Source organism: Micromonospora sp. NBRC 101691 (genome assembly GCF_030269285.1).
Lineage (GTDB): Bacteria > Actinomycetota > Actinomycetes > Mycobacteriales > Micromonosporaceae > Micromonospora > Micromonospora echinospora.
On sequence record NZ_BSTB01000015.1, the window covers coordinates 167293 to 190938 of the forward strand.

General features: G+C 71.9%; 21 protein-coding genes. 17 read left to right on the top strand and 4 right to left on the bottom strand.

Annotated features, from left to right (window positions below):
• Positions 1 to 138 precede the first annotated feature (138 nt).
• Both QSK20_RS22195 and QSK20_RS22200 read left to right on the top strand, forming a co-directional pair.
• A complete protein-coding gene (locus QSK20_RS22195) occupies positions 139 to 1341 on the top strand; it encodes a M14 family zinc carboxypeptidase (RefSeq protein ID WP_285790524.1) in 1203 nt (400 codons plus the stop codon).
• Positions 1342 to 1692: 351 nt separating this feature from the next.
• On the top strand, positions 1693 to 2277 hold the full coding sequence (locus QSK20_RS22200) for a copper resistance CopC family protein (RefSeq protein WP_285790525.1): 585 nt from the start codon (positions 1693 to 1695) through the stop codon (positions 2275 to 2277).
• Positions 2278 to 2798: 521 nt separating this feature from the next.
• Here the strand turns inward: QSK20_RS22200 and QSK20_RS22205 are convergent.
• A complete protein-coding gene (locus tag QSK20_RS22205) occupies positions 2799 to 3017 on the bottom strand; it encodes a hypothetical protein (RefSeq protein WP_285790526.1) in 219 nt (72 codons plus the stop codon).
• Between the two features lie 507 nt (positions 3018 to 3524).
• On the opposite strand from QSK20_RS22205, the gene QSK20_RS22210 reads away from it, so the two are divergent.
• Together QSK20_RS22210 and QSK20_RS22215 are read left to right on the top strand one after the other, a co-directional pair.
• Positions 3525 to 4283 (top strand): MFS transporter, encoded by a 759-nt coding sequence (locus tag QSK20_RS22210; RefSeq protein ID WP_285790527.1) that lies wholly within the window; start codon positions 3525 to 3527, stop codon positions 4281 to 4283.
• A 39-nt stretch (positions 4284 to 4322) separates the two neighbouring features.
• Positions 4323 to 4832, top strand: coding sequence for an MFS transporter (locus tag QSK20_RS22215; RefSeq protein WP_285790528.1), 510 nt, complete (start codon positions 4323 to 4325; stop codon positions 4830 to 4832).
• A 52-nt stretch (positions 4833 to 4884) separates the two neighbouring features.
• Here QSK20_RS22215 and QSK20_RS22220 read toward each other — a convergent pair whose 3' ends face one another.
• Complete coding sequence (locus QSK20_RS22220; RefSeq protein WP_285790529.1) at positions 4885 to 5976, bottom strand: LacI family DNA-binding transcriptional regulator; 1092 nt, start codon at positions 5974 to 5976, stop codon at positions 4885 to 4887.
• A 116-nt stretch (positions 5977 to 6092) separates the two neighbouring features.
• Between QSK20_RS22220 and QSK20_RS22225 the strand changes: the two genes are divergently transcribed.
• The 10 genes from QSK20_RS22225 (at position 6093) to QSK20_RS22270 (ending at position 17240) form a co-directional block, all read left to right on the top strand.
• The gene (locus tag QSK20_RS22225) at positions 6093 to 7316 is read left to right on the top strand and encodes an amino acid ABC transporter substrate-binding protein (RefSeq protein WP_285790530.1); all 1224 of its coding nucleotides are present in this window, start codon (positions 6093 to 6095) and stop codon (positions 7314 to 7316) included.
• 8 nt (positions 7317 to 7324) lie between these two features.
• The gene (locus QSK20_RS22230; protein ID WP_088983383.1) at positions 7325 to 8212 is read left to right on the top strand and encodes a branched-chain amino acid ABC transporter permease; all 888 of its coding nucleotides are present in this window, start codon (positions 7325 to 7327) and stop codon (positions 8210 to 8212) included.
• Positions 8213 to 8222: 10 nt separating this feature from the next.
• Entirely contained in the window at positions 8223 to 9359 is a 1137-nt protein-coding gene (locus tag QSK20_RS22235) for a branched-chain amino acid ABC transporter permease (RefSeq protein WP_285790531.1), read from the top strand.
• Positions 9356 to 10096, top strand: a complete 741-nt coding sequence (locus QSK20_RS22240) for an ABC transporter ATP-binding protein (protein WP_285790532.1) — start codon at positions 9356 to 9358, stop codon at positions 10094 to 10096. Before QSK20_RS22235 ends, QSK20_RS22240 begins: the two co-directional genes overlap by 4 nt.
• Entirely contained in the window at positions 10086 to 10835 is a 750-nt protein-coding gene (locus QSK20_RS22245; RefSeq protein WP_145835907.1) for an ABC transporter ATP-binding protein, read from the top strand. The genes QSK20_RS22240 and QSK20_RS22245 overlap by 11 nt, the downstream gene beginning before the upstream one ends.
• Before the next feature lie 93 nt (positions 10836 to 10928).
• Positions 10929 to 11885, top strand: coding sequence for a LamG-like jellyroll fold domain-containing protein (locus tag QSK20_RS22250; RefSeq protein ID WP_285790533.1), 957 nt, complete (start codon positions 10929 to 10931; stop codon positions 11883 to 11885).
• A 55-nt stretch (positions 11886 to 11940) separates the two neighbouring features.
• Entirely contained in the window at positions 11941 to 14028 is a 2088-nt protein-coding gene (locus QSK20_RS22255) for a PQQ-dependent sugar dehydrogenase (RefSeq protein ID WP_285790534.1), read from the top strand.
• A gap of 109 nt (positions 14029 to 14137) precedes the next feature.
• A complete protein-coding gene (locus tag QSK20_RS22260; protein WP_285790535.1) occupies positions 14138 to 15292 on the top strand; it encodes a Gfo/Idh/MocA family protein in 1155 nt (384 codons plus the stop codon).
• Positions 15289 to 16440: a DUF993 family protein gene (locus QSK20_RS22265; RefSeq protein WP_285790536.1), complete on the top strand. Its 1152-nt coding sequence runs from the start codon at positions 15289 to 15291 to the stop codon at positions 16438 to 16440. Before QSK20_RS22260 ends, QSK20_RS22265 begins: the two co-directional genes overlap by 4 nt.
• The gene (locus QSK20_RS22270; protein WP_285790537.1) at positions 16437 to 17240 is read left to right on the top strand and encodes a sugar phosphate isomerase/epimerase family protein; all 804 of its coding nucleotides are present in this window, start codon (positions 16437 to 16439) and stop codon (positions 17238 to 17240) included. The genes QSK20_RS22265 and QSK20_RS22270 overlap by 4 nt, the downstream gene beginning before the upstream one ends.
• Here QSK20_RS22270 and QSK20_RS22275 read toward each other — a convergent pair.
• Positions 17224 to 17865 (bottom strand): DedA family protein, encoded by a 642-nt coding sequence (locus tag QSK20_RS22275; RefSeq protein WP_285790538.1) that lies wholly within the window; start codon positions 17863 to 17865, stop codon positions 17224 to 17226. The genes QSK20_RS22270 and QSK20_RS22275 overlap by 17 nt on opposite strands.
• A gap of 122 nt (positions 17866 to 17987) precedes the next feature.
• Between QSK20_RS22275 and QSK20_RS22280 the strand changes: the two genes are divergently transcribed.
• Positions 17988 to 18380 carry a hypothetical protein gene (locus QSK20_RS22280; RefSeq protein WP_285790539.1) on the top strand — a complete coding sequence of 131 codons (393 nt, stop codon included), beginning with the start codon at positions 17988 to 17990 and terminating at the stop codon, positions 18378 to 18380.
• A complete protein-coding gene (locus tag QSK20_RS22285; RefSeq protein ID WP_502888984.1) occupies positions 18350 to 18730 on the top strand; it encodes a lysylphosphatidylglycerol synthase domain-containing protein in 381 nt (126 codons plus the stop codon). The genes QSK20_RS22280 and QSK20_RS22285 overlap by 31 nt, the downstream gene beginning before the upstream one ends.
• A 57-nt stretch (positions 18731 to 18787) precedes the next feature.
• Here QSK20_RS22285 and QSK20_RS22290 read toward each other — a convergent pair whose 3' ends face one another.
• Positions 18788 to 23077, bottom strand: a complete 4290-nt coding sequence (locus QSK20_RS22290) for an NACHT domain-containing protein (RefSeq protein ID WP_285790540.1) — start codon at positions 23075 to 23077, stop codon at positions 18788 to 18790.
• Positions 23078 to 23253: 176 nt separating this feature from the next.
• On the opposite strand from QSK20_RS22290, the gene QSK20_RS22295 reads away from it, so the two are divergent.
• Complete coding sequence (locus QSK20_RS22295; RefSeq protein WP_285790541.1) at positions 23254 to 23637, top strand: VOC family protein; 384 nt, start codon at positions 23254 to 23256, stop codon at positions 23635 to 23637.
• Positions 23638 to 23646 lie beyond the last annotated feature (9 nt).

The window sequence follows — 23646 nt, forward strand, 5'->3', positions numbered from 1 at the left end:
GATCCCCTTAAGCAAAAGGTGGTCCGCTTCCCGGGCGTCACCAGGGCTCTTCTGCGCCCAGCCCGTGGTCGGCGGATCCACGAGAGGAGTAACGTGCAGCCACACACAACGTCAACGATCCTCCGCTCCCGCAGGGCCATGGCCGCCGCCGTCACGGCTGCGCTCGCCGGCTCGATCCTCACCGTTCCGGCGGTCTCCGCCGCCGCTCCCGTGGGACCGGGGGAAGGCAGCTGCAAGGTTGCCGAGGACCCGTCGTGGTCGGGCTGGAGCAACTACGAGCAGGTCGGCGAGCAGCTGGCGCAGATCGAGCGCACCAGCGGCGGCCGGGTGGACGTCGAGGTGGTCGGGCAGTCGGCGGAGGGCCGGGACCTGTACGCCGCCCGGGTGGGTAACGGTGACAAGGTGCTGCTGGTCACCAGCGCGATCCACGGTAACGAGCGGACCGGCACGGAGGCGCTGCTCAACATCCTCAAGCGTCTGGGCAGCGCCGGTGACGCGCAGACGCGGCAGATCCTCAACGAGGTCACCCTCGTCGCCATGCCGATGACCAACCCCGACGGTGGTGAGCTCAACCGGCGTATCAACGTGCAGTCCTGGAGCGACACGGTCGCGGAGTTCCCGCAGCTGGCCGGCGCTCCGACCGCCTGGTACCACCGGCCCAACGGCGACGGCATCAACCTGCCCGGCTTCGACCTGAACCGCGACTTCAACCCGGACCTCGACTACGTACCGAGCGCCGCGGACCTGCCGGGTCGCCAGACCGACGCCGGGTTCTTCCTCGCCCCCGAGTCGCGGGCCGTCCGGGACGTCTACGTGGACCTGCGGGACGAGAAGGGCGCCGTCGACGCGTACATCGACCTGCACCACATGGGGCCGTGCAACCGGATCACCGGCGGTGAGCAGGACGGCAACCTGATCAACGTCACGCTCGACTACCCGCCGCTGGGTGTGCAGGACGGCGCCGCGTACAAGGCGAAGTGGCCGGCGCTGGACCAGGACAAGTCCCGCCGTTACGCCCTCACCGTCGCCAACGGCATGCTCGAGAAGTACGGCAGCCAGTCGAAGCTCGCGGCCATCGGCCGGTACCTCCACCCGGACGAGCGGGAGTACGCGGGTCAGGGCCGCTCGGCGTTCGCCCTCAACGGCACCGGCACGGTGCTGTTCGAGGTGCGCGGCCAGCAGGACGACCTGGGCCAGAAGCAGAAGGGCATGTTCGTGCAGAGCGTGCAGACCGGCATCCAGTCGCTGATCGACGGCCTGGCCGACGGCACCGTCGACCAGGTCGAGGGGGACGACTTCTTCGACCTGCCCGACTACGGCTGGGACACCACGAACGACTGACGATTTCTGACGACTGGCGGCCCCCGGAGCTTCAGCTCCGGGGGCCGCTGGCGTCGGCAGTACCAGGAGCCGGCTGGTGGAGCGGCCGGAACCGCTGGGCGCCCGCTGGGCGGCACGTCTGACCAGCCGCTACCGGTGACGAATGTTACGTGGTGGAACTTTCCAAAGCGGGCCGGCCGACCAACCCGGTAACCGAACTCCGGAGGACTCCCGTGACCCGCACGGTCTCGGCCAGCCGTCTCGTACGCCCGGCGGCCGTTCGCCACCGCCGTCCTGGCCGCCCGACTGTCCCGCCGCCGGCTGGTTCGGCCAACTACCACTCACGTGACACCACGACCGGAGGAATCCACCATGCGTCTCTCCGCCAGCGCCGTTGTCGGCGTCCTGGTCACCGCCGTCGCGTTGTGCCTCACGCCGGCCTCACCCGCTGCGGCACACAACACGCTGCAGGAGGCCACCCCGGCAAGGGACGCACGGGTCACCACGCCGCCCGGCGAGATCACCCTCCGGTTCATGCAGAAGCTCAACCCGGACCTGACCACCATCACGCTGACCGACGACACCGGACAGGAGATGCCCACCGGTGAGGTCACCGTGACCGGCCCGACCGGCACGATCGCCATCGACGAGCCGATCGCCAACGGCACCTACACCGTCGCCTACCGGGTCGTCTCAGCCGACGGGCACCCCGTACGGGGCTCCTACCGCTTCACGGTCGCCGACCCGACCCGCACCACCAGCCCCACCGACGCGGCAAGCCCCAGCGCCGTACCCACCACAGCCGAGAGCCCCACCGCCACCCCCAGCCCCGCAGCCAGCGACAGCACCGATGACGGGCCGGACACCGTCGTGCTGGTCGGCGCGGCGCTGCTCGGCGTCCTGGCCCTCGCCGGCATCGCGCTCATGCTCCGACGTCGCCGTCACGACGCAGCCTGACTCACCGGATCGTGGGCGCACGTCCGGGCGGCTCCGCCGGGGGCCCTTTCCGAGCCGAGCGCCAGCCCATTGACATGGACTGGCGCTCGGAACTTCCGAGAATACGATCGGAGCCGAACTGGTCATGGTGATGTCGGCTTCGGCATGCTTTCCACCGACGACCAGCGGCCGGCCGTGTCGTTTCAGCCGGCGACGATGTCCTCGACACCGCCGCGGTAGGACACGACGTCCTCGACGCCGCCGATGAACTTGTAGGTAGCCATGAACGTTCTCCTCTCACTCCTGATTGCACGAACAGGATGCCCATGAGAGTGGCCGGATCGTCTCCGCGTGTCAAGGTGCGAAAAGGGTAAGGAAAGCCGGGTGGCCCCGCGTGATCCGGCCATGTGATCAAAGGGCTCATCTCGGATATTGGTGACGCGACGCAGGGCGATCCGACAAAGGCCGATAATGGGTGCCGGCTCAGCGGATGGCTTGCTTCCGGAAACAGCTGGAAAGCGTTCGTGGCGTAACGGTCGGTGTCATCGACGCCATAGCCGAGCAGGCTCGCTGTGGACGGGTCGAACTGTCAGGCTTTGGTGGATCTCGGGGGTTACTCTCCCGGTCGGAGCGATGTCGTACCTTCCGTCATGACCGGTGGCGAAGCCTCCGGCCGGAGTGGGCAGGCGGCCGTCGTACTCGGGAATCTGGGTGACCTCGACCAGTTCGGCGAAGCCGGGCGGGTCCAGCGGTTCGGTCAAGGTCAATAGGTATGTCGCGGCCATCATTGTCCCTGCGGCGGTCGCCCCAGGCCCCGGCGCGGATCGGTCTCCGCCACTTCCTGTCACGGAGCGCGCAACGGGCGACTGCCGGTCTGCGGACGGGGGGAGCAGCCTGGGCTGCGCTGATGCATCGTGGTCCCGGCCCAGTTTGCGTCCGGCCCGCCGGTTCGGCCGTGGCGCGCGGCGATTTCCGAGCGCGCGATTCGTCGAGTGAGACGGCGTCACCGTGATGTGGACGGATTCCGCCATCGCCAGGATTGCCGCCGACCGGACGGCGGGTGGTGACGGGCGGAAATTGTCGGGTGCCGTGCGCGGTCGAAGCGATGGACAACGTATCCGTCCCGGCTGCTCGGGGCCGTCGAACAGCGGTGACTCCCGGAGACCGGACACCTCCTGATGCCGGCGGCCCCGGCCTGCGGCCCCGGCGGTCCCGGACCAGTAACGTCGGCGCATGGGCCTTCGCCGACCCGTACGGGACGGTGTCGCGTGAAGCAGGGCGCGGTGGCGGCCGCCTTACCGGACCTGCGGCGGATGCTTCTCGCCTACACGGTCAGCACCGTCGGCACGCTGCTCGGTAGCGGCGTGGTCCTGTGGATCGCCATCACGGAGGTCGGTGTCGGCGGCGGCGAACTGGGGTTGTTGAGCGGCATGGCGACCCTCGCCGCGGGTGCCACCGCCCTGGTGGTCGCGCCGAGGATCGACACCTGGCACAAACGGTCGGTGATGATCTGGCTGGACCTGCTGGCGGGCGCCGCCCTGCTCAGCCTCAGCCTCGCCACCTGGGCCGGGGCGGTGACCGTGTGGCACCTGGCGGCGGTGGCCGGCACCGAGATGTCGGTGGCGATCCTCTTCGCCGCCGCGAGCACGTCGATGCTCAGACACGTCGGCCGCGATCGTCTGGATTGGGCGCTCGGACGGCAGGAGTCGGTGTTCTGGGCGGCCCAGCTGATCGGTCCGCCGGCCGGCGGCGTGGTGACCTCGGCCGTCGGCCCGTCCCTGACCCTCGCCTGCAACAGCGCGTCGTTCCTGGTGTCCGCCGTCCTGCTGGCCGGGATGTCCGAACCGGGTCCCGCCGCCGAACGACCGTCGGCCGGCCTTCGGGTCGGCGAAGGTCTGCGCACCATCTGGCGGGTGCCTCCGCTTCGTGCCCTCTACGTCAACGCGGTGCTCTTCGGGTCCGCCCTCATGGCCACGAACCCGATCCTGGCGCTGTTCGTCGTGCGTGACCTGGGCCTGTCCGCGTGAGAGTACGGGCTGACCCTCGGCGTCCCGTGCGTCGGCGGGATGGTCGCGGGCTCGCTGTCGTACCGGTTGGTCCGGCGCCGGGGGAGGGAGCAGGTCCTGTTCGGCACCGGACTGGTGCGTGTCGTCTGGCTGCTGCCCCTCGCCGTCGTACCGGCGGGGCCTGCGGCGCTTGCGGCGGTCCTGGCGGTGCAGTTCGGCCTGCTATTCACCACGGGGCTGTTCAATCCGACCTTCGCGTCCACGCGGATGGCGGTCACCCCGGCGGACCGGCTCGGCTCGGTCGTCGCAAGTTGGGCGGCGACCACGCGACTGGTCCACCCGGTAGCCATCGGGGCGGTCGGCGTCCTGGCCGAACTCCTGGGTGCCCGCACCGCACTCGCGGTCGGTGCCGGGCTGGGAGCGCTCAGTGTCCTTCCGCTGCTGGGGCGGTCGTTCCGCGATCAGTCCGGCCGGGAGGTGCACGGGGACGGGGACGGCGCCACCGCAGGCGGGGACGTGGAGACCGGCCTCGCGCGGGCTGGACAGGTCCGGGAGGCACCAAGCCGGTAGTGACCCGACGAGCGCGGCGACAGCCCCGCCGGGACGGTCGTCACGGCGCGTCTCAGCTGACGGGCCTGACGGCTCCCCTCCGCTCGCCGGTCTCGGCGCGGCTTGCCGGCAGCACCGTGGGGACGGGGCCGGTCGAGTCGCGGACCACCAGGAGATGGCCGATCGTCCGGCGGCGGGGGCGGGCCGACCGGGGCTTGAGCGCGAGCGACAGCACCATCCGCCCCATGTCGGTCATCGGCAGCCGGATGGTGGTGAGGCTGGGGGCGAGGTCGGCGGCGACGGGGACGTCGTCGAAACCGACGACCGACATCCGCTCGGGCACGGGGATGCGGTGGGCCCGCAGCGTCGACAGCACGCCGATGGCCATCGCGTCGTTGAGCGCGATGATCGCGGTGGTCTGGGGGCGCTCGCGCAGGATCCGTTCGGCGGCGACCCGGCCGCCGTCGCGGGTGAAGTCGGAGTGCACGACCGGGAGGTCGTCGAGGGAGAGCCCACGCTGGCGCAGTGCGGTCGCCACCCCGGCGAGCCGGTCGGCGACGGTGGTGAGCCCGGCGGTGCCGGCGGCGACGGCGATGTGGCGGTGCCCGAGATTCAGCAGGTGGTCCGTGAGGGCGCGTCCGCCGGCCTCGTTCTCGGGCAGGACCGCGTCGACGCCGAGGGCGTGCCGGCCGATGACGGCGACCCGGCCGCCCTGGCGCTGGAACTCCGCGAGTTCCGCGCGGGCCTCGGCCTCGACCTGGGCGTCGTCGTAGCCTGATCCGGCGATCAGGATGGTCCCGACCCGCTGCGCGATGAGGTGGCGCAGTTGCCGTAGCTCCGCGTCCGGGTCCCGGCCGGAGTGGCAGATCTGCACCAGCAGCCCCTCCTCGGCGGCCACCTGGATGACCCCACCGGCGATCTCCGAGAAGTAGGGGTCGTCGACCTGGTGCACGACCAGACCGACGGTCGAGCTCGCGCCGCCGGCGAGGGTGCGGGCGTACGGGTTGGCGACGTACCCCAGCTCCTGGGCGACCTGTCGGACGCGCCCGGCGACCTCCTCGCTGACCCCCTCCCGACCGGCGAGGGCGCGGGACGCGGTCGCCAGGGAGACGCCCGCGCGCTCCGCCACGTCGATCAGACGCAGTCTCGGACCTGGTCTGGGCATCGGCAACTCCCCGGAAACATCAATGTCATCTGACTATTGCCAGTGGCGTAGACCACAGCCTAGTCTACGGAAGCGCTTTCGTAAGCGCTTCCGTCCCGGCAAAGGAGCGTCTCGGGATGACAACCCGACTGAAGCGAATCCAGTGGATGACAGCACTCGGCGCGAGTCTCACCCTCGCGCTCACGGCCTGCGGTGACGGCGGTGGCGGGGGTTCCGGTGCCGACGATCCGATCGTGGTGGGGATCTCCCTGCCCCTGACCGGGGACTTCTCCGAACCGGGCAAGGGTGTCCAGCGCGGCTACGAGGCATGGGCCAAGATCACCAATGACAAGGGCGGTCTCCTGGGCCGCAAGGTCGAGCTGAAGATCCTCGACGACCAGTCCAACGCGGACCGTGTGGTCGCCGACTACGAGCAGCTCATCGGCAAGGACAACGTGGACCTCGTGGTGGGGCCGTTCTCGACCCGCCTCGTCGTGCCCGCGGCCCGCGTCGCCGAGGAGTACGGCATGCTCTTCGTCGAGCCGGCCGGCGCGGCGAAGGAGGTCTTCGAGCAGGGCTTCAAGAACATGTTCTACGCCGCTCCGGCGGTGGCGAACGACCACTACAACCACCTGGCCGAGTACATCCTGGCCCTGCCGCCCGACCAGCGGCCGAAGACCGCGGCGTACGCGGCCATGGACGACCCGTTCGCGCAGGGCACGGCGTACGGGCTGAAGGAGAAGCTCGAAGCGGGCGGCGTCCGCACCGTGGTCGACGAGGTCTACCCGCCGAACACCACCGACTTCGGCAGCATCGCCGCGAAGATCGCGTCGTCCCGGGCCGACCTGGTGGTGGGCGGCTCCCAGTACCAGGATGGGGTGAACCTGATCGTCGCCCTCCAGCAGTTGCGGTACCAGCCGAAGCTGGCGGCCTTCTCCACCGCCCCGACGAACCCCGAGTTCGCCAAGGCGATCGGCAACAAGACCGAGGGGATCATCTCGCCGACCGGGTACACGCAGGACGCGCCGTACCCGAGCAACAAGGAGTTCGTCGAGAAGTACACCGCGCAGTTCGGTTCGCCGCCGGAGGAGGACGAGGCCAACGCGTACACGACCGGGCAGGTCGTCGCGGCGGCGGTCACCGCGGTGGGCTGCGCCGAGCAGGGCGACTGCCAGAAGAAGCTGGTCGACTGGGTCCGTGGCAACACCGTGGAGACGGTGGTCGGTCCGCTCTCCTGGGACGAGACGGGCAAGCCCAAGGGCGCCCACATGATCCAGCAGTGGGTCGGCGGCAAGATCCAGATCGTGCTGCCGGCCGACGCCAAGGAGACCGACCTCGTCTACCCGAAGCCGGCCTGGTAGGAGACGACATGCCCTCCGGTGCCCTGCTCTTCCAGAGCATCATCCTGGGTCTGCTGCTGGGAGGGCTCTACGCCCTCCTGGCGGCGGGACTCACCCTCTACTTCGGCATCATGCGGGTCGTGATGATCGCCCACTCGGCGTTCCTCATCCTCGCCGCGTACCTCGCCTGGTGGTCCCACACCCGGCTGGGCATCGACCCGCTGCTGTCGATGATCGCGACCGTGCCGCTCTTCTTCGCCTGCGGCGTCCTGTTGCAACGGCTGCTCCTGGCCCGGCTCCGTCCGGCCACGCTGACCATGATGTCGGTGCTGCTGACCTTCTCCATCGCGGTCGTCGTCGAGGGTCTGCTCGGCTACCTGTTCACCGGCACCCAGCGGCGGATCCAGCTCGACTACAGCTCGGCGAGCTTCGGGATCTTCGGCGCCCGGGTCGCGGTGGTCAAGCTGATCGCGTTCGGGCTCGCCGCCGTCGCCCTGCTCACGCTCTACCTGCTGATGAAGAAGACCACCTTCGGCTGGGCCCTGCGGGCCACCATCCAGCACCGCGACGCGGCACGGCTGGTGGGCATCGAGACCGAGCGGGTGGCCGGGTACGGCTTCGGCCTCGGCCTCGCCACCGCGGCCGTCGGCGGTACGGCCCTGGCCCTGGACACCACCATCTACCCGTCGCTGCACTGGCACTGGATCGGCCCGCTGATGGCCATCATCGTCGTGGGTGGACTGGGCAGCGTGCCCGGCGCTGCGATGGCCGCGATGGTGCTCGGCATGTTGCAGAGCCTGTTGCAGATCCCGCTCGGCACGACCTGGGCGCAGACCATCTTCTACCTGGCCCTGTTCGCGACGCTGGCGTTCCGGCCACAAGGTTTCTTCGGAGGTCGACTTGCCCAGCGCTTCTGAACCGACGACGGTGGCTGTCCCGCCGGCCGGGGCGGTGACGACGCGGCGCAGCCCCGTCCGGATCCTCCAGGTGGCGGCGATCGTGCTGCTCGCCGTGGCGGTGCTGGCCTTCCCGTCCCTGGCACCCAACCCGTACGTCCTCTCCGCCGGCGTCGTGGTGCTCAACTACGCGGTGCTCTCGACGTCGTGGAACTTCGTCGGCGGATTCACCGGGTACATCTCCCTCGGCCACGGCGCCCTCGCCGGGCTCGGCGGCTACGGGACCGCCCTGCTGGTCACGAAGGCCGGCCTGCCGAGCTTCGTGGCCCTGGCGGTGGCGGCCCTGCTGGTGGCCGCTCTCGCCGTACCGATCGGCTTCGCCGCGCTGCGGGTCCGTGGCGCGTCGTTCGTCATCGTCTCGATCGCGTTGGTGCTGATCCTGCTGCTGGTCTTCCAGAGCTGGGCGTCGCTCACCGGCGGGTCACGCGGTCTGGTCGTGCCGCGCCCGTTCCCGGACCTGCTCCGGCCGGAGCACCACCGCGTGTTCTACTACCTCTTCACCGGCCTGCTCGCGCTGGCCCTGCTGGCCTGGTGGGTCATCGACCGCTCCCGGTTCGGCCTCGGGCTGAAGGCCGTCCGGGAGGACGAGGACAAGGCGGAGGCGCTGGGCACCCCGACCTTCGCGTACAAGCTGGTGGTGTTCGTGGTCTCGGCGGCGTTCACCGCGCTGGGCGGCGGGCTCTACGCGCTCTGGTTCGGCGACCTCGACCCGGTGTTCCAGTTCTCCATCCTCACCGGCTCGTACCTGGTGCTGATGGCGCTGCTCGGCGGGGTCCGGAACCTGTTCGGCCCGCTGGTCGGCGCGCTGGTGGTCGGCATCGGGCTGGAGTACTTCAAGGTGGAGTTCGGCGACACGCAGTTGCACCTGGTCGCGACGGGCCTGCTGCTCGCGCTGGTCGTGCTCTTCATGCCCGACGGCGTGTTGCCGGCGATCGGGTCCCTGCTCGGCCGGATGCGGCCGGCGCAGAACTCGATCCGTGAGGTCACCGCCGCCGAGTTGCGCGAGCAGCGCGCCGCGGCCGCCGGCACGCCCGCCCGGGAACCGGTGGACGCCGCCGCGGGCGGCGCCGCCGGCGCGCGGTCCCAGTCGCGAGAGGAGCGGACATGAGCGAGGTACGGGGTCTGGCCACCGCCGGGCTCACCAAGGCGTTCGGCGGCGTGGTGGCGCTCGACGGCGCGACCGTGGAGTTCCGGCACGGCAAGGTCAACGCATTGATCGGGCCCAACGGGTCGGGCAAGACCACCTTCTTCAACTGCGTCACCGGGATGATCCGTCCGGACGGCGGGCAGGTCACCTACAGCGGGCGGGACATCACCGGCGCGGCCCCGCACCGCATCGTCCACGCCGGCGTCGGCCGTACGTTCCAGCTGTGCCGGGTCTTCCCGAGGATGACGGCGTTGGACAACGTCCTCGCGGCCGTGCGTCCGACCGGCCTGACCGGCCTGCTGCGCGGCGCCCGCGCCCGCGCGGAGGTCGACCGGGCCCGGGGCTGGCTCACCCGGCTCGGCATCGAGCACCTGGCCGACGTGGAGGCGCGCAACATGTCCTGGGGCCAGCAGAAGCTGCTGGAACTCGCCGGGGTGCTGATGAGCGACCCGGAGACCGTCCTGCTCGACGAGCCGGCCGGCGGCGTCAACCCGGCCCTGCTGGACCGGATCGGCACCCTGGTCCGCGAACTCAACGCCGAGGGGCGGACGTTCGTGGTCGTGGAACACAACATGGACCTGGTGATGAGCGTCAGCGACCACATCGTGGTGTTCGACCGGGGCCGCCCGATCGCCGAGGGTCCACCGTCGCTCATCCGTTCCGACGAACGCGTCCTGGGGGCCTACCTTGGCGTCTGAAATCGAACTCGTCGACATCCAGGCCGGCTACGGGCGCGCCGCGCCGGTGCTGCGCGGCCTGACCGTCTCGGTGCCCGCGGGCCAGATCGTCTGCCTGGTCGGGCCGAACGGCGCCGGGAAGTCCACCGTCCTGAAGGTCGCCAGCGGGCTGCTCAAGCCCCGCTCCGGGAAGATCCTCGTCGGCGGCGTGGACGTGACCGGCCAGGGGCCGCAGCGGATGCTCGCCTCCGGCGTCGCGCACGTCCTGCAAGGGCACAGCGTCTTCCGCGAGATGACCGTGGCGGAGAACGTCCTGCTGGGCGGCTACACGCTCAAGGACAAGGCGTTGATCGCCAAGCGCACCGCCTTCGTCAAGGAGGTCTTCCCGGTCGTCGCGCAGCGCTGGAACTCGCTGGCCGGACTGCTCTCCGGCGGGCAGCAGAAGCAGGTGGAGTTCGCCCGGTCGCTCATGGTCGACCCCAAGGTCGTGCTCCTCGACGAGCCGTCCATGGGCCTGGACCCGAGGGCGACGACCACCGTGTTCGAACAGGTCGTGCGAATGCGCGACGCCGGTACGGCGGTGCTGCTCGTGGAGCAGAACGCCCGGCGGGCGCTGGAGACGGCCGACCTCGGCTGCGTGCTCGACCTCGGGCACGTGCACATCTCCGGGCCGGCTTCGCAACTGCTGGCCGACCCGCAGCTCGGCGAGCTGTACCTCGGCGGACGGCCCGCCGAGCCGACCGCGCCGCCGAAGCGGTAGCAGGCATCCCGACGGGACAGCGGCCCGCAAGAGGTGGAACGTGAGTACGTAAGCGCTTACGTGCCCTTCGCAAGTGAAATGAGGTGTATTGCGATGATCAGAACGAGACGGTTCGCCATCGCCACGGCCACCGTGCTGGCGACCGGTGTGCTGGCGGGCGCCGGGGCGCCACCGGCCCAGGCGGACCGGAGCAACCCGCGCGACATCCACCCCCACCTGCGATCGAGCCTGGTCGCCTTCTACGACTTCGACCACCCGGTCGAGGGCGACCCGGCGCTGGAGCGGGACCTGGGCCGCTCCGGCACCGAGATCGAACTCGTCAACGGCGGCGCGGACATGCGCGTGGCCGAACACGCCTACCCGGGCAGCGGCAACGCGTTGCAGACCCGGCAGGTGAACCCCGCCCAGGCCGGCAACGACGACTGGAAGGCGGGCATCTGGTCGGCCAGCGGCGTACGCACCCTGCGCCCCTTCGCCGGCACCCAGGGCACCACCGTGATGGGCTGGTTCAAGATGGAGATGGACGCCCCGGCGCCCAACTCCACCACCGTCAACCCGGCCGACCGGTTCAACGCGATCGGGCTGGCCGGTGTGCTGACCGGCGACTCGGACGGCCACGGCGTCCGGGCGCTGCTGGAACTCATCGACGTCAACGGCGAGCTGCGGCTGGTCGCGCTCGGCCGGCGCCTCGACGGGGGCAACTCGCAGACCTTCGCCGCGAGCGAGGACTGGCGGACGCTGCTGCCGAAGGGGGAGTGGGTCCACCTCACGGCCACCTTCGACTTCAACACCGGCGCGCTGGCGCTCTACCGCAACGGCCAGCCGGTGGACGGCTTCTACACCCGCACCGACGACCCGTGGCTCGTGTCCGGTCCCGGCCCGCACCTCACCACCGCCTCGGACCCGCGCGGCATCAAGATCGGCGGGAGCTTCCCGCAGGACACCGTCGAGCGCAACCCGTGCGACTGCCGCATGGACGCCCTGATGTTCCTCGACACCGTCGTCTCGGCGTCCGACGTCGAGAAGCAGTACCGCTACATGGCTCGCTGAACACCCTCCGCACCGCCTCACCCCTCCGCACCGCCTCACCGGGAAGGAGACCCGAGTGCGCAGCAACCACCGAACCCGCATCTCCACGCTGACAGCCGGTCTGACCGCCGCCACCCTCGTCCTGTCCACCCTGGTCGCCGGCCCCGCCCGGGCCGCCGACGCCGTCCACGACCCGATCGTCGAGACGCCCGTCCAGTCCCGGCTCGGCCTGGTCCTGACCGAGTACGCCAGCTTCCCGCAGTCGTCCCCGATTCCGGCGCCGACCGACCAGCGGCTCATGCGTACCGCCCGCATCAACACCATCATGGAGGTGCCCGACGGCTCCGGCCGGCGGGCCGTGCCGGACCTCAACGGCCACCTCTACCTGGTCAGGGACGGCGTGCCGCACGTCTACCTGGACGTCGCCGACACGTTCGCGCCGCGCTTCTTCTCCGGCCGTGGGCTCGGGCAGGGCTTCGGCTACGTCGCGTTCCACCCCGAGTTCGGCGCCAACGGACGCTTCTACACCATCCACACCGAACAGGCGTCGCTGGCCGTCAGGACGCCGGACTACGCCCAGGCCAACAGCATCTACCACGGCGTGATCACCGAGTGGACGGCGACCGACCCGGCCGCCGACACGTTCTCCGGCAGCCGGCGCGAGGTGCTGCGGATCGGCTTCGGCGGTCAGGTCCACGGCGTCCAGGAGATCAACTTCAACCCCACCGCGCGGCCCGGCCAGGCCGACTACGGACTGCTGTACCTGGCCGTCGGCGACGGCGGCACCGGCGTACGCAACACCGAGCCGCAGAACCTGGGCATGGTGCACGGCAAGCTGCTGCGCATCGACCCGCAGGGCACCGACTCGGCCAACGGGCAGTACGGCATCCCGACGGACAACCCGTTCGTCGGCCGGGCCGACGCCCTGGGCGAGGTCTACGCGGTCGGGTTCCGCGACCCGCACCGGTTCAGCTGGGACCCGGCCACCGGCCGGATGTTCCTCGGCCACATCGGCGAGCACGCCATCGAGGCGATCTACGAGGTGCGCGCCGGTGACAACTTCGGCTGGAGCGAGCGGGAGGGCGCGTTCGTCTTCGACAAGGCGGGGAGTGCCTGCGACAAGCTCCTGCCACTGCCGGCGGACGACGCCCGGTACGGCTACACGTACCCGGTCGCGGCGTACGACCACAACCCGGCGCCCGGCTGGAACTGCACCGGCGACGTCGGTGTCGCGGTGGCCGGCGGGTTCGTCTACCGGGGCAACGAGCTGCCCGCGCTGAAGGGCAAGTACGTCTTCGGTGACCTGGTCGACGGGCAGGTCCTCTACACCGAGGCCAACGAGATGCGGCGCGGCCACGACCCGGCCACGATCCACCGCCTCGCGCTCTTCGACGCCGCCGGAGCGCCGGTGCGCATGCAGGACCTCTCCGCCCCCGGCGCGCCGGGCAGCCCGGAGCGGGTCGACCTGCGGTTCGGCACCGACGCCGCCGGCGCGCTCTACCTCCTCGCCAAGTCCAACGGAAAGGTCTGGAAGGTGACCGGCACCCGGGAGTTCGCGGACGGCGACGTCGGCGGCACCAAGCTGCACAAGCCCTCCGGCCCGGAGAGCTGGACGCCGGTCACCCCCTCGAAGTGGCAGTTCGACCGGGACGAGGTGATCCTCGCCGAGGCGGGCGTGAGCCGGCCCGGCCCGCGCCGTCCGTTCGAGTACGCGGTGGTGACCGACGGGCCGCAGTGGTCGTCCGTGGAGATCGAGGCCGACGTCCGGCTCGACACGCCGGTCGAGGTGAGCAACCGGGACGTGATCGTCGTCTTCGGCTGGCGCTCGGACACCGAGTACTACTACGCCCACCTGTCGACCGACAACACGATCCTGCCGCACAACGGCATCTTCAAGGTGAACAACGCCGACCGGCAGCGCATCGACTACCAGTGGAACGGCCGGTCGCGTGGCGCGAACCCGGCGATCGTCGACGCCGACTGGCACAAGGTGCGCGTCGTGCACCTGCCGGCCACCGGCGAGATCGCGGTCTACGTGGACGGGAAGAAGGACCCGCTGATGACCGCGAAGGACACCACGTTCGGCTCCGGACGGGTCGGCTTCGGCTCGTTCGACAACATCGGCCGGTTGCGTCACCTGACGGTGACCGGAACCCCGGCCTGAACCGGTCCGGCGGGGACGACGGCCCGGCCGTCGTCCCCGCCGGGGACCGGCAGTGTGCGGCACCAGGGCGAACCGGGTGCCGGAGATGACCCCTAGGGAGAGTGGGACGATGACGGCACGTGTCCCGATCGGCATCGTGATGAACGGCGTGACCGGGCGGATGGGCTACCGGCAGCACCTGGTCCGGTCGCTGCTGGCCATCCGCGAACAGGGCGGCCTACCGCTGCGCGACGGGAGCCGGCTCTGGCCGGAACCCGTCCTGGTCGGGCGGAACGAGGCCAAGCTGCGCGACGTCGCGGCCCGGCACGGGCTGACCGACTGGACGACCGACCTGGACGCCGCGCTGGCGCGACCGGACGTCTCGATCTACTTCGACGCGCAGGTCACCAGCGAGCGGGAGAAGGCGATCGGGCTCGCCGTCGCGGCGGGCAAGCACATCTACACCGAGAAGCCGACCGCCACCACCCTGCACGGCGCGGTCGAGCTGGCGCGCGCCGCCGACGCGGCCGGGGTGCGGCACGGCGTCGTGCAGGACAAGCTCTTCCTGCCCGGCCTGCGCAAGCTCGACCGGCTCGTGCGGGGCGGGTTCTTCGGCCGGATCCTGTCGGTGCGCGGCGAGTTCGGCTACTGGGTCTTCGAGGGCGACTGGCAGGAGGCGCAGCGGCCGAGCTGGAACTACCGGGCCGCCGACGGCGGCGGCATCGTCGTCGACATGTTCCCGCACTGGCACTACGTGCTGGAGCAGATCTTCTCGCCGGTCCGGGCGGTCACCGCCCACGTCACCACCCACATCCCGCGCCGGTGGGCCGAGGACGGCCAGCCCTACGACGCGACCGCCGACGACGCCGCTTACGGGATCTTCGAGCTGGACGGCGGCGTCGTCGCCCAGATCAACTCCTCGTGGGCCGTCCGGGTGAACCGGGACGAGCTGGTCGAGTTCCAGGTCGACGGCACCGAGGGCAGCGCGGTCGCCGGGCTGCGTCGCTGCCGCGTCCAGCACCGGGCCACCACCCCGAAGCCGGTCTGGAACCCGGACCTGCCGTCCACCGACGACTTCCGCGCGCAGTGGCAGGAGGTGCCGGACAACGAGGTGTTCGACAACGGCTTCAAGGCGCAGTGGGAGATGTTCCTGCGGCACGTCGCCGAGGACGCCCCGTACACCTGGGACCTGTGGGCCGGCGCGCGCGGTGTGCAACTGGCCGAGCTGGGCCTCCAGTCGGCCCGGGAGGGCCGGCGCGTCGAGGTGACGGAGCTGCGCTCGTGACCCGGACCGTCAACCTGCCCGACGGGCCGGTCACCCTCTCCGGGGCCGGGCGCGAGCACCGCACGCCCGGCGCCCGGTTCACCAGCCGGGTCGCGTACGCCGCCGCGCACGTGGTCGCCGATCCCCGCGCGGAGAACGTGCCGGGCACGCCCGCCACGGTCGACTGGGACGCGACCCTGGCGTTCCGCCGGCACCTGTGGTCGTACGGGTTCGGCGTCGCCGAGGCGATGGACACCGCCCAGCGGGGCATGGGCATGGACTACCCGGCCGCGCGTGAGCTGGTGCGGCGCTCGGCGGCAGCCGCTCGGGCCGAGGGCGGCGCGATCTGCGCGGGCGTCGCCACCGACCAGCTGCCGCCCGGTCCGGCCACGCTCGACGAGATCCGCAAGGCGTACGCCGAGCAGCTCGCCGACGTGCAGGACGCCGGTGCCCAGCCGGTGCTCATGTGCAGCCGCCACCTGGCCGCCGCGGCCCGGTCCGCCGACGACTACCTCGACGTCTACGGCCGGCTGCTGGCCGACGCCGACGGCCCGGTGGTGCTGCACTGGCTCGGCCCGGCGTTCGACCCGGCGCTCACCGGCTACTGGGGCGACGCCGATCCGGTGCGCGCCGCGGAGACCGTGGTCGCGCTGATCGACGCGTACGCGAGCCGGGTCGACGGCATCAAACTGTCGCTGCTCGACGAGGACTTCGAGATCGCGCTGCGGCGGCGCCTGCCCGTTGGGGTACGGCTCTACACCGGCGACGACTTCAACTACCCGGCCCTGATCCGGGGCGACGGCGAGGGGCACTCCGACGCGCTGCTCGGCGTCCTCGCCGCGATCGCGCCTCCGGCCGCCGCCGCGCTGCGGGCGCTGGACACCGGGGACCTGGCGACGTACGACCGGATTTTGGCGCCCACGCTGCCGCTCGCCCGGCACCTGTTCGGTGCCCCGACCTTCTACTACAAGACCGGCATCGTGTTCCTGGCCTGGCTCGCCGGTCACCAGGACCACTTCACGATGGTCGGCGGTCTCCAGTCGGGACGGTCGCCGGCACACCTGGGCCGGCTGCTGCGGCTGGCCGACGCGGCCGGGCTGCTGCCCGACGCCGAGCTGGCCGCGCACCGGGCGCGGGCGTTCATGACCACGACGGGGGTGGCACAGTGAAGCGGTTCGCGCTCAACTCGGCGACGACGAAGCGGTGGCCGCTGCCGGACCTCGTCGCCGGCTGCGTCGACGCCGGGGTGTCCGGGGTGGGGCTGTGGCGGGAGGACCTGGCCGCGCACGGGGTCGAGGCGACTGCGGCGCTGGTGCGCGACGCCGGCCTGACCGTCACCTCGCTGTGCCGCGGCGGGTTCTTCGGCACCCCGGGCTGGCTCGACGAGAACCGCCGTGCCATCGACGAGGCCGCGGCGGTGGGCGCGCCGGTGCTGGTGCTGGTCTCCGGCGGCCTGCCCGACGGCAGCCGGGACATCGACGGCGCCCGGATGCACGTGCGGGACGCGATCGGCGAGCTGGTGCCGTACGCCCGAGCTGCGGGGGTCCGGCTCGCCGTGGAGCCGCTGCACCCGATGTTCGCCTCCGACCGGTGCGTGGTCGCCAGTCTCGGTCAGGCCCTGGACCTCGTCGCGCCGTATCCGGCGGAGACGGTGGGCGTCGTCGTCGACACGTACCACCTCTGGTGGGATGACCAGGTGTGGGCGCAGATCGCGCGGGCCGGCCGGGAGGGGCGCATCGCCTGCTTCCAGATCGCCGACTGGGTGACGCCGCTGCCGGCGGGGGTGCTGCTCGGCCGGGGGCTGCCCGGCACGGGCTGCGTCGAGCTGCGCCGCTTCCGGGAGGCCGTGGACGCGGCCGGCTACGTCGGCCCGGTGGAGGTGGAGGTCTTCGCCGAGGAGGTGTGGGCCCGGCCCGGCCGGGAGGTGCTCGACGAGGCCGTCGCCGGCTACCTCACGCACGTCGCCTGAGCCGTCCACCCGGTCCGTGGGCCGGCCGCCGGCGTCGATGCCACCACACCCGCAGGGCCACGCCGACGCCGACCAGCGTCAGCAGGGCCCACTCACCGATGTCCAGCTCGCGCTCCAGGTAGCGGTAGGAGGCTGCGGCGAGGTAGCCGAGCAGCGCGACAGCGGCCGCCCACACCACGCCACCGGCCAGGTTCGCCCGCAGGAACGTCGGCCAGCGCATCCCACCCGCGCCCGCGACCAGGGGCACCACGGCCCGCAGGACGGCGACCCAGCGGCCGGACACCACCGCCCAGGCCCCGTGCCGGGCGACCAGGCGGCGGGCCCGGGTGATGTCGAGGCGCCGGCGCAGCGGACCGGGGGCACGGGCCAGCATGCCCGGTCCGTAGCGTCGGCCCAGGGCGTAGCCGAGCTGGTCGCCGAGGCACGCCCCGACGGTCCCGGCGACGACCACCGCCCACAGCGGCAGCGCACCGTGGTGGGCTGCCAGCCCGCCGACCAGGATCGCCGCCTCGCCGGGCACGACCAGCCCGAGCAGGGTCGACGACTCCAGGGCCGGTAGGACGAACACCAGTGCCAGGACGAGGGCCGGTGGTAGCCCGGCGAGCGCCGTCACCACCCTGTCCATCCGCTGATTGTCGTCCCGAACGGGTTGGCGAGGGGGCGGAAAACCCGTTCCACGGTGCGTGTTCCGTAGGGTTCGGGGCGACAGCGGGCACCCGAGCCGGATGAGGGGGCGGCCGAGGAGCGGTGGTAACGCGGACACATCGCCCGTCGCCGGCGCTGCTGGTCAGCCTGGCCGTTTCGACCGGTCTGCTGGTGGCGGTGAGCGCGGCCACCCGGAGCCGTCCCGTACCGCTCTGGGAGCGGGACCTGTTCACCCTGCTCAACCACCTTCCCGCCGGGCTGGCCCCGGCCCTGCTGCTCGTCATGCAGGGCGGCTCGTACCCGGCGGTGTTCGTCGCCGCCGCAGCCGTCATCGCGGGCCGGGTCGGCACCGCGTGGAAGCTCCTGCTGGCCGGGAACCTCGCGTACTGGCTCACCGTCGCCGTCAAGGTCGTGGTCGCCCGGCAACGACCGGCTGCGCTGCTCACCGAGGTGGTGCGGCACTGCTGGGAGCCCTCGCCGCCCTGCGCGCCCTGACCCACCAGCACGGCCTCCGGTGGCTCGTCGTCACGTCCGGGGCGCTCACGCTCACCTACGGCCTCTGCCTCTACGTCGCGCTCCTCGCCGCGGGCCGGCCCTTCGACCTCGCTGTCGTCCCCCCGGTCATCCTGGTGTGCGTCGTCGGTGAGGGCGTCGCCTCCGTCGCGCCCACCCCCGGCGGACTCGGTGCCACCGAGGCCGCGCTCGTCTCCGGCCTGTTGCTCTACGGGGTGCCCCTGGACACCGCCCTCGCCGGCGTCCTGATCTACCGCCTCGCGACGTTCTGGCTGCCGGTACCGCCGGGTTACCTGGCCCTGCGGGTCATCACCCATCGCCGGTTGCTGTGACGGCAGCACCGGGCCGAACGGCCGGACCGGTGCCGGAAACGGAGCGGGGTGCGCCGACTACCACCGCCGGTCGTCGGTCTCCGCCGTCCCGACGGGGACGACTGCGAGTCCCGGCGCGGCACGCCGGTAGGCGTCGACGGCCTGCCAGGCAACCGTCGGCTGGACCGCGATCTGGGCCCGCGCGTGGGCCAGCCGGTCGACCGGTCCGAGATCCGGCCTGGCCCGCAGCCACGACACAATCTCCGCGGCGTCGTCCGAGAAGGACCGGAGCAGGGTCGCGGCGTGGTAGAGGTACGTGCGGCTCTGGGCCACCACCTCGGTCGCCGGCTGGTCCGGTGCGACGCTGGGGGCCGCCCACACCTGCGCCTCCAGCGACGGCGCGGTGACCGGTGCCTCGGCCGCCCGGGTCAGCCAGTCCACCACCTCCGTGGCCGGAGCGCCGAGCGCCTCGGCCTGTCGGACCTGCGCGGGCAGGATGGTCGCCAGGTCGGATCGGATCAGCTCAGCGGCCAGCACGTCGAGTCGCTCCAGGCCGTGCAGGGAATTGACCGTGGCGAGGGTCATCACGGTACGCAGCAGCTCGCGGGGGCGACCGCCGGACAGCGTGTGGCACAACCAGAGGAACGGCGCCGGGATGACCACCCCGCGCAGTTCGAGCAGCCGCCCGGCCTCGGCCACCGACAACGGCGTGACGGCCACGACGGTGTCGAACGCGCTGTCGAAGGTGGTCCGCACGCCGAGCGCCCGCCGGTCGAACGCGGCCAGGGCGTCCTCGGACACCGCCACGACGAAGTAGCAGCCCGACACGCCGAAGACCGCCTTGAGATCGTTCAGGAACCGTTCCGCCTCGGCCGGGGACGACATCTTGTCGAGTTCGTCGATGCCGATGACGATCCGGTTCCCGCGCGGACGGCGTTCCAACGCCGCCTGGTCGAGCAGCGTCCGGAACTGCGCCACCAGTTCCGGGTAGGTGCGGACGTGCTCGGTGCGTTGGACGCTGCCCTCGGAACTGACCTCCAGTCCACCGGGTAGGCCGACCTTGCCGGCGACCTTCTCCGACACCATGGACTGGTACCGCAACATCCGCAGGTGCCCGGCGGCGGCCAGCGCCGACTCGCTCGCCCGTCCCGGGGCGCGCAGCGCGGGCCGGCTGCGCCACACCGCCCAGCCCGTCGAGGCCACGACCAGGAGGCCACCGAGCACCAGCAGGGTCGCGCGGGGGTTGGTCCAGAGCGACCGGCCGAGAGTCGACAGCGCCTCGCCGAACGACGCCCCGACGACCAGCCCGACACCGACCACCAGACCGGCCGCCGGGGCCAGGGCGGAGAGGCGGCGCCGCCGACGCAGCCGGGCCGGTCCGGCGCCCTCCGGAGCCACCGCGCCCAGCCGTACGCAGGTCTCGGCGAACAGGTGCACCAGGAACTCGCGCCGGTCGTACGCGGTCGGCGCGTGTACCAGGACCAGCACGTCGTCGTCGGAGGTGCGGAAGGGCTCGGTGCAGAACCGTTGCAGCAGGGTGCTCTTGCCGGCGCCCCGGGAGCCGCTGACCCCGATGCTCGCCGTGTCCAGGTGCCGCAGGGTCCAGTCGACCTGGTCCCCGGCGGCGCTGTCGACCAGCTGGTCGATCCGGCTGACCGCGCCGAGCCGGGCCGGGTCGAGATCGGGCAGGACCAGCGCGTACTCGTCCCGTCCCCGCCTCAGCCGGTTCCGGATCAGTGGCAGCAACCCGTCCCGGGCGATCGTGGTCAGCCAGTCCCGGCGGGCCTGGATGGCTGCCTCGACGTACCGCCGGGTGGCCGGGGTCGGCGGGGGCCAGAGCGCCGGGTCCTCCTCCCGGAAACCCCGGTGCGCGTCCAGGTGCGGTCGTGCGGCCAGCCAGGCGAAGATCAGCACCGGGGTGGCGACCGCGCAGAGGACGCCGACGTGCCGGAGCGGGACGACGGCGCGAACGGCCGGCACGGTGAGGTAGGTCTGCGTCGCCAGCCACCAGAGCACGGCGACCCCCACTGCCGGCCGGTACGGGACGACCGACCGCTCCTGAGGAACCGGTGGAGTTCCCAGTCTGCCGAGACGGTGGGCGACGATCCCGTCGACCAGCAACGACGTGAACAGGGGGGCGAGAGCCAGCAGCACGATCTCGGTGGCGGCCGACAGCAGTGGCCGGGACAGCAGGTCGAGGCCGAGGGCGGCGAGGCCGAGCGGGGCACCGACCCCGGCCAGTGGCCCGCACACCCGCCCGACCCGGACCCAGAACGGCGAGACGGCGCTGGCGACGAGGCGGTCGTGCGCCTGGCGGAAACGGTCGTACCGCTCGGCGCCGACCGTCTCGACAACGTTGCCGTCGTTCTCCAGCACGACGCGCGTCAGGTGCCGGACCTCGCGGCGACGATCGTCGTCGGGGTCGACCCCCACGTAGGCGACCGCCTCGGGCAGCACCAGCACCTCTTCGAGGATCTCGGGTATCGCCGCCACCAGCCGTGGACCGGGCCGGGCAGCCTCGCGGCCGATCAGGTAGTCCCGCACCATGACGTGCCGGAACCGGTATCCGTCGCCGTCCCCGACGAGCAGCCCGGCCTGCTCGGCATGGTCGAGGAACTTCCCGAGGTTCAAGGGCAGCCGTTCGTCGGAAGCGAACCGGAGCCGGGCGAGAAGGTACTGCCCCCAGGCGCTGCCGTCCAGTAGTACGAGGGTGAACACGGCGACCGCGACGGCCACGGCGAGCCAGGCACCGGTTCCGGGGTTGAGGTACCACACTCCGCCCGTGACCGTGCCGACCGCTGAGGCGTACCAGAGCGCGGCCTGCCGGTCGGCTGCGAGGTCGGTTGCCGGGACGGTCGGGCGCGGCCCGAGCCGGTTGCGCAGCAGGAGGGCCGCCGCCGCGCCGACGAGGCCGTACGCCAGGAGGGTGTGCCAGGGCCGGTGTGACGTCGCCGGCAGCAGGTCGCCCAGGAAGGTCCAGGCGGCGACTCCCAGCGTCGCCCCCGCGCCCACGACGCCACCGAGGAGCATCCACCCGATCCTGCCGGCGACGATCCGTCGGGGTTGCGGGTGCCGGTGGTGGAGCCCGAGGAGGAGCCCCGCCGAGAGGGCCGCGCCGCCGGCCACCAGGGCGGTCCACCACTGCCGGGTCAGCGCGCCGGCGGTCGCCAGGACGACCAGCGTGCCCAGCCGCAGTGGCCATCCGGCAACGGGCCAGGTCTGGCGTGCCAGCCGCCACCAGCGGTAGTCCTGGGAACCGGTGCGGGCGGTCAACCGGGCGAGGGTGGCGAGCCAGCGCGGGGGGAGCGCGTCGTTGCCGGACGATCCCGGGCCGAGGGCCGCGGCGAGGAGCGTGGACCGCACCGCCTGCTGGTCCGGTAGCGCCAGCAGCGTCGGCAGGTCGAGGTCCGGGCTGGTGAACGCCGCACGGGCCAGCGTCACCATCAGGGGGGTGTCGAGAGCCCGGGCGAGGATTCCCGAAGGGTGACGGCGGATCTCCTCGACGACGGCCTGGCGCTGTCCCTCGGGGTCGTCCCGGCTCAACCAGGCGACGATGGTGTCGGCGTCGAGAGGCTCGATCTCCGTGATCGCCGCCCGACCGGGGAACGGCCCCGGACGCCCCACCAGACGCTCGAACGTGTCGCTGCGGCAGGTGACGACGATGCCGTTGTCGTAACGGCCGAGCGTCTGGACCGCCTCGTCACGGCTGTCGTCGTCCATCTCGTCCAGGCCGTCGAGGATCGGTAGGACCCGCCCGTGCAGCACGAGCCGCTCGATCGTCGGTCCGTCCCCCACCGACGGGTGGGACTCCCGGAGGGAACGGGCGACGAACGCCTCCAACAACTCGACGGCGGGTCGCCACCGACGTGCCGGCAGGACGACCGGGACGGGTACGTCCGGAGCCGCGTCGCGGTCGAGGAGTCCCCGGGCGAGCAGGAGAGCGCTGGTCGTCTTGCCGCTGCCCGGAGCGCCGACGATGACCAGCTGCCGGTGCCCCAGGCCGCGGAAGATCACTCCCAGGTCACCGAGCCGGGCGCTCCCGAGCGGCCACCGCTCCGGCGACCGGCGCAACCGCAGGGGCACGGAGTCGTCGAGGGACGGGGCGAGCGCGGCGTCGATCGTCCGTCGTGCCGCTGCGGCCAGCTCGCGGTGCGCGTCGGTGAGCCGTTCGTCGCGGGACTTCGCCGGCGCTTTCCTGAGCCGGAGCGACAGGCCGGCTGCCGACGCCGTCACCAGGACCAGAACCCCGAGCACCGTCAGGGTCGGGCCGATCTGCCGGGCCGACACGAACGGCGACCAGGCGACGCCGGCCGCCACACCGGCAGCGACGATCAGCCACAGGGACAGCCTCAGCCGGAATCGACGCACCGGACCATCATGGCCGGTCGGTTCGCCCGGTCGGAACACCGGAACCGGTGGGACTCTCGCGGGAGTTGGGGCTCGTCGACGTCGGTTCCACCGGGTACCGTCCCGCACCTCTTCCCGACCACCGGTCGCTGTCCGTTCGACTACCTCGGTCAGCCCGGAAGGTATAGCGTGCGGGCATGGCGACACACTGGACGCTGGGCTGCGACGCGGCTGATCCGCAACGGATCGCCGCCTTCTGGGCCAGGGCGCTCGGTTACGTGGCCGAGCCGGGATACGACCACCCGGACGGCGCGTCCATCGTGGATCCGCAGGGGGTCGGTCCGGCGATCGGGTTCCTGCGCGTACCGGAGGGCAAGATCGCCAAGAACCGGTTGCACATCGACATCCGCGTAGCCGGGGAACCTCCCTGGAACCTCGCCGAACGCGAGCAGCTCATCCGGACGAAGGTCGACGACCTGGTTGGCTCCGGCGCACGGGTCGTACGCGAGGAGTCCGACGGTCGTCACCTCGGTCATGTCGTCATGCTCGACCCGGAGGGGAACGAGTTCTGCGTCGCGTGACCGGCGGGC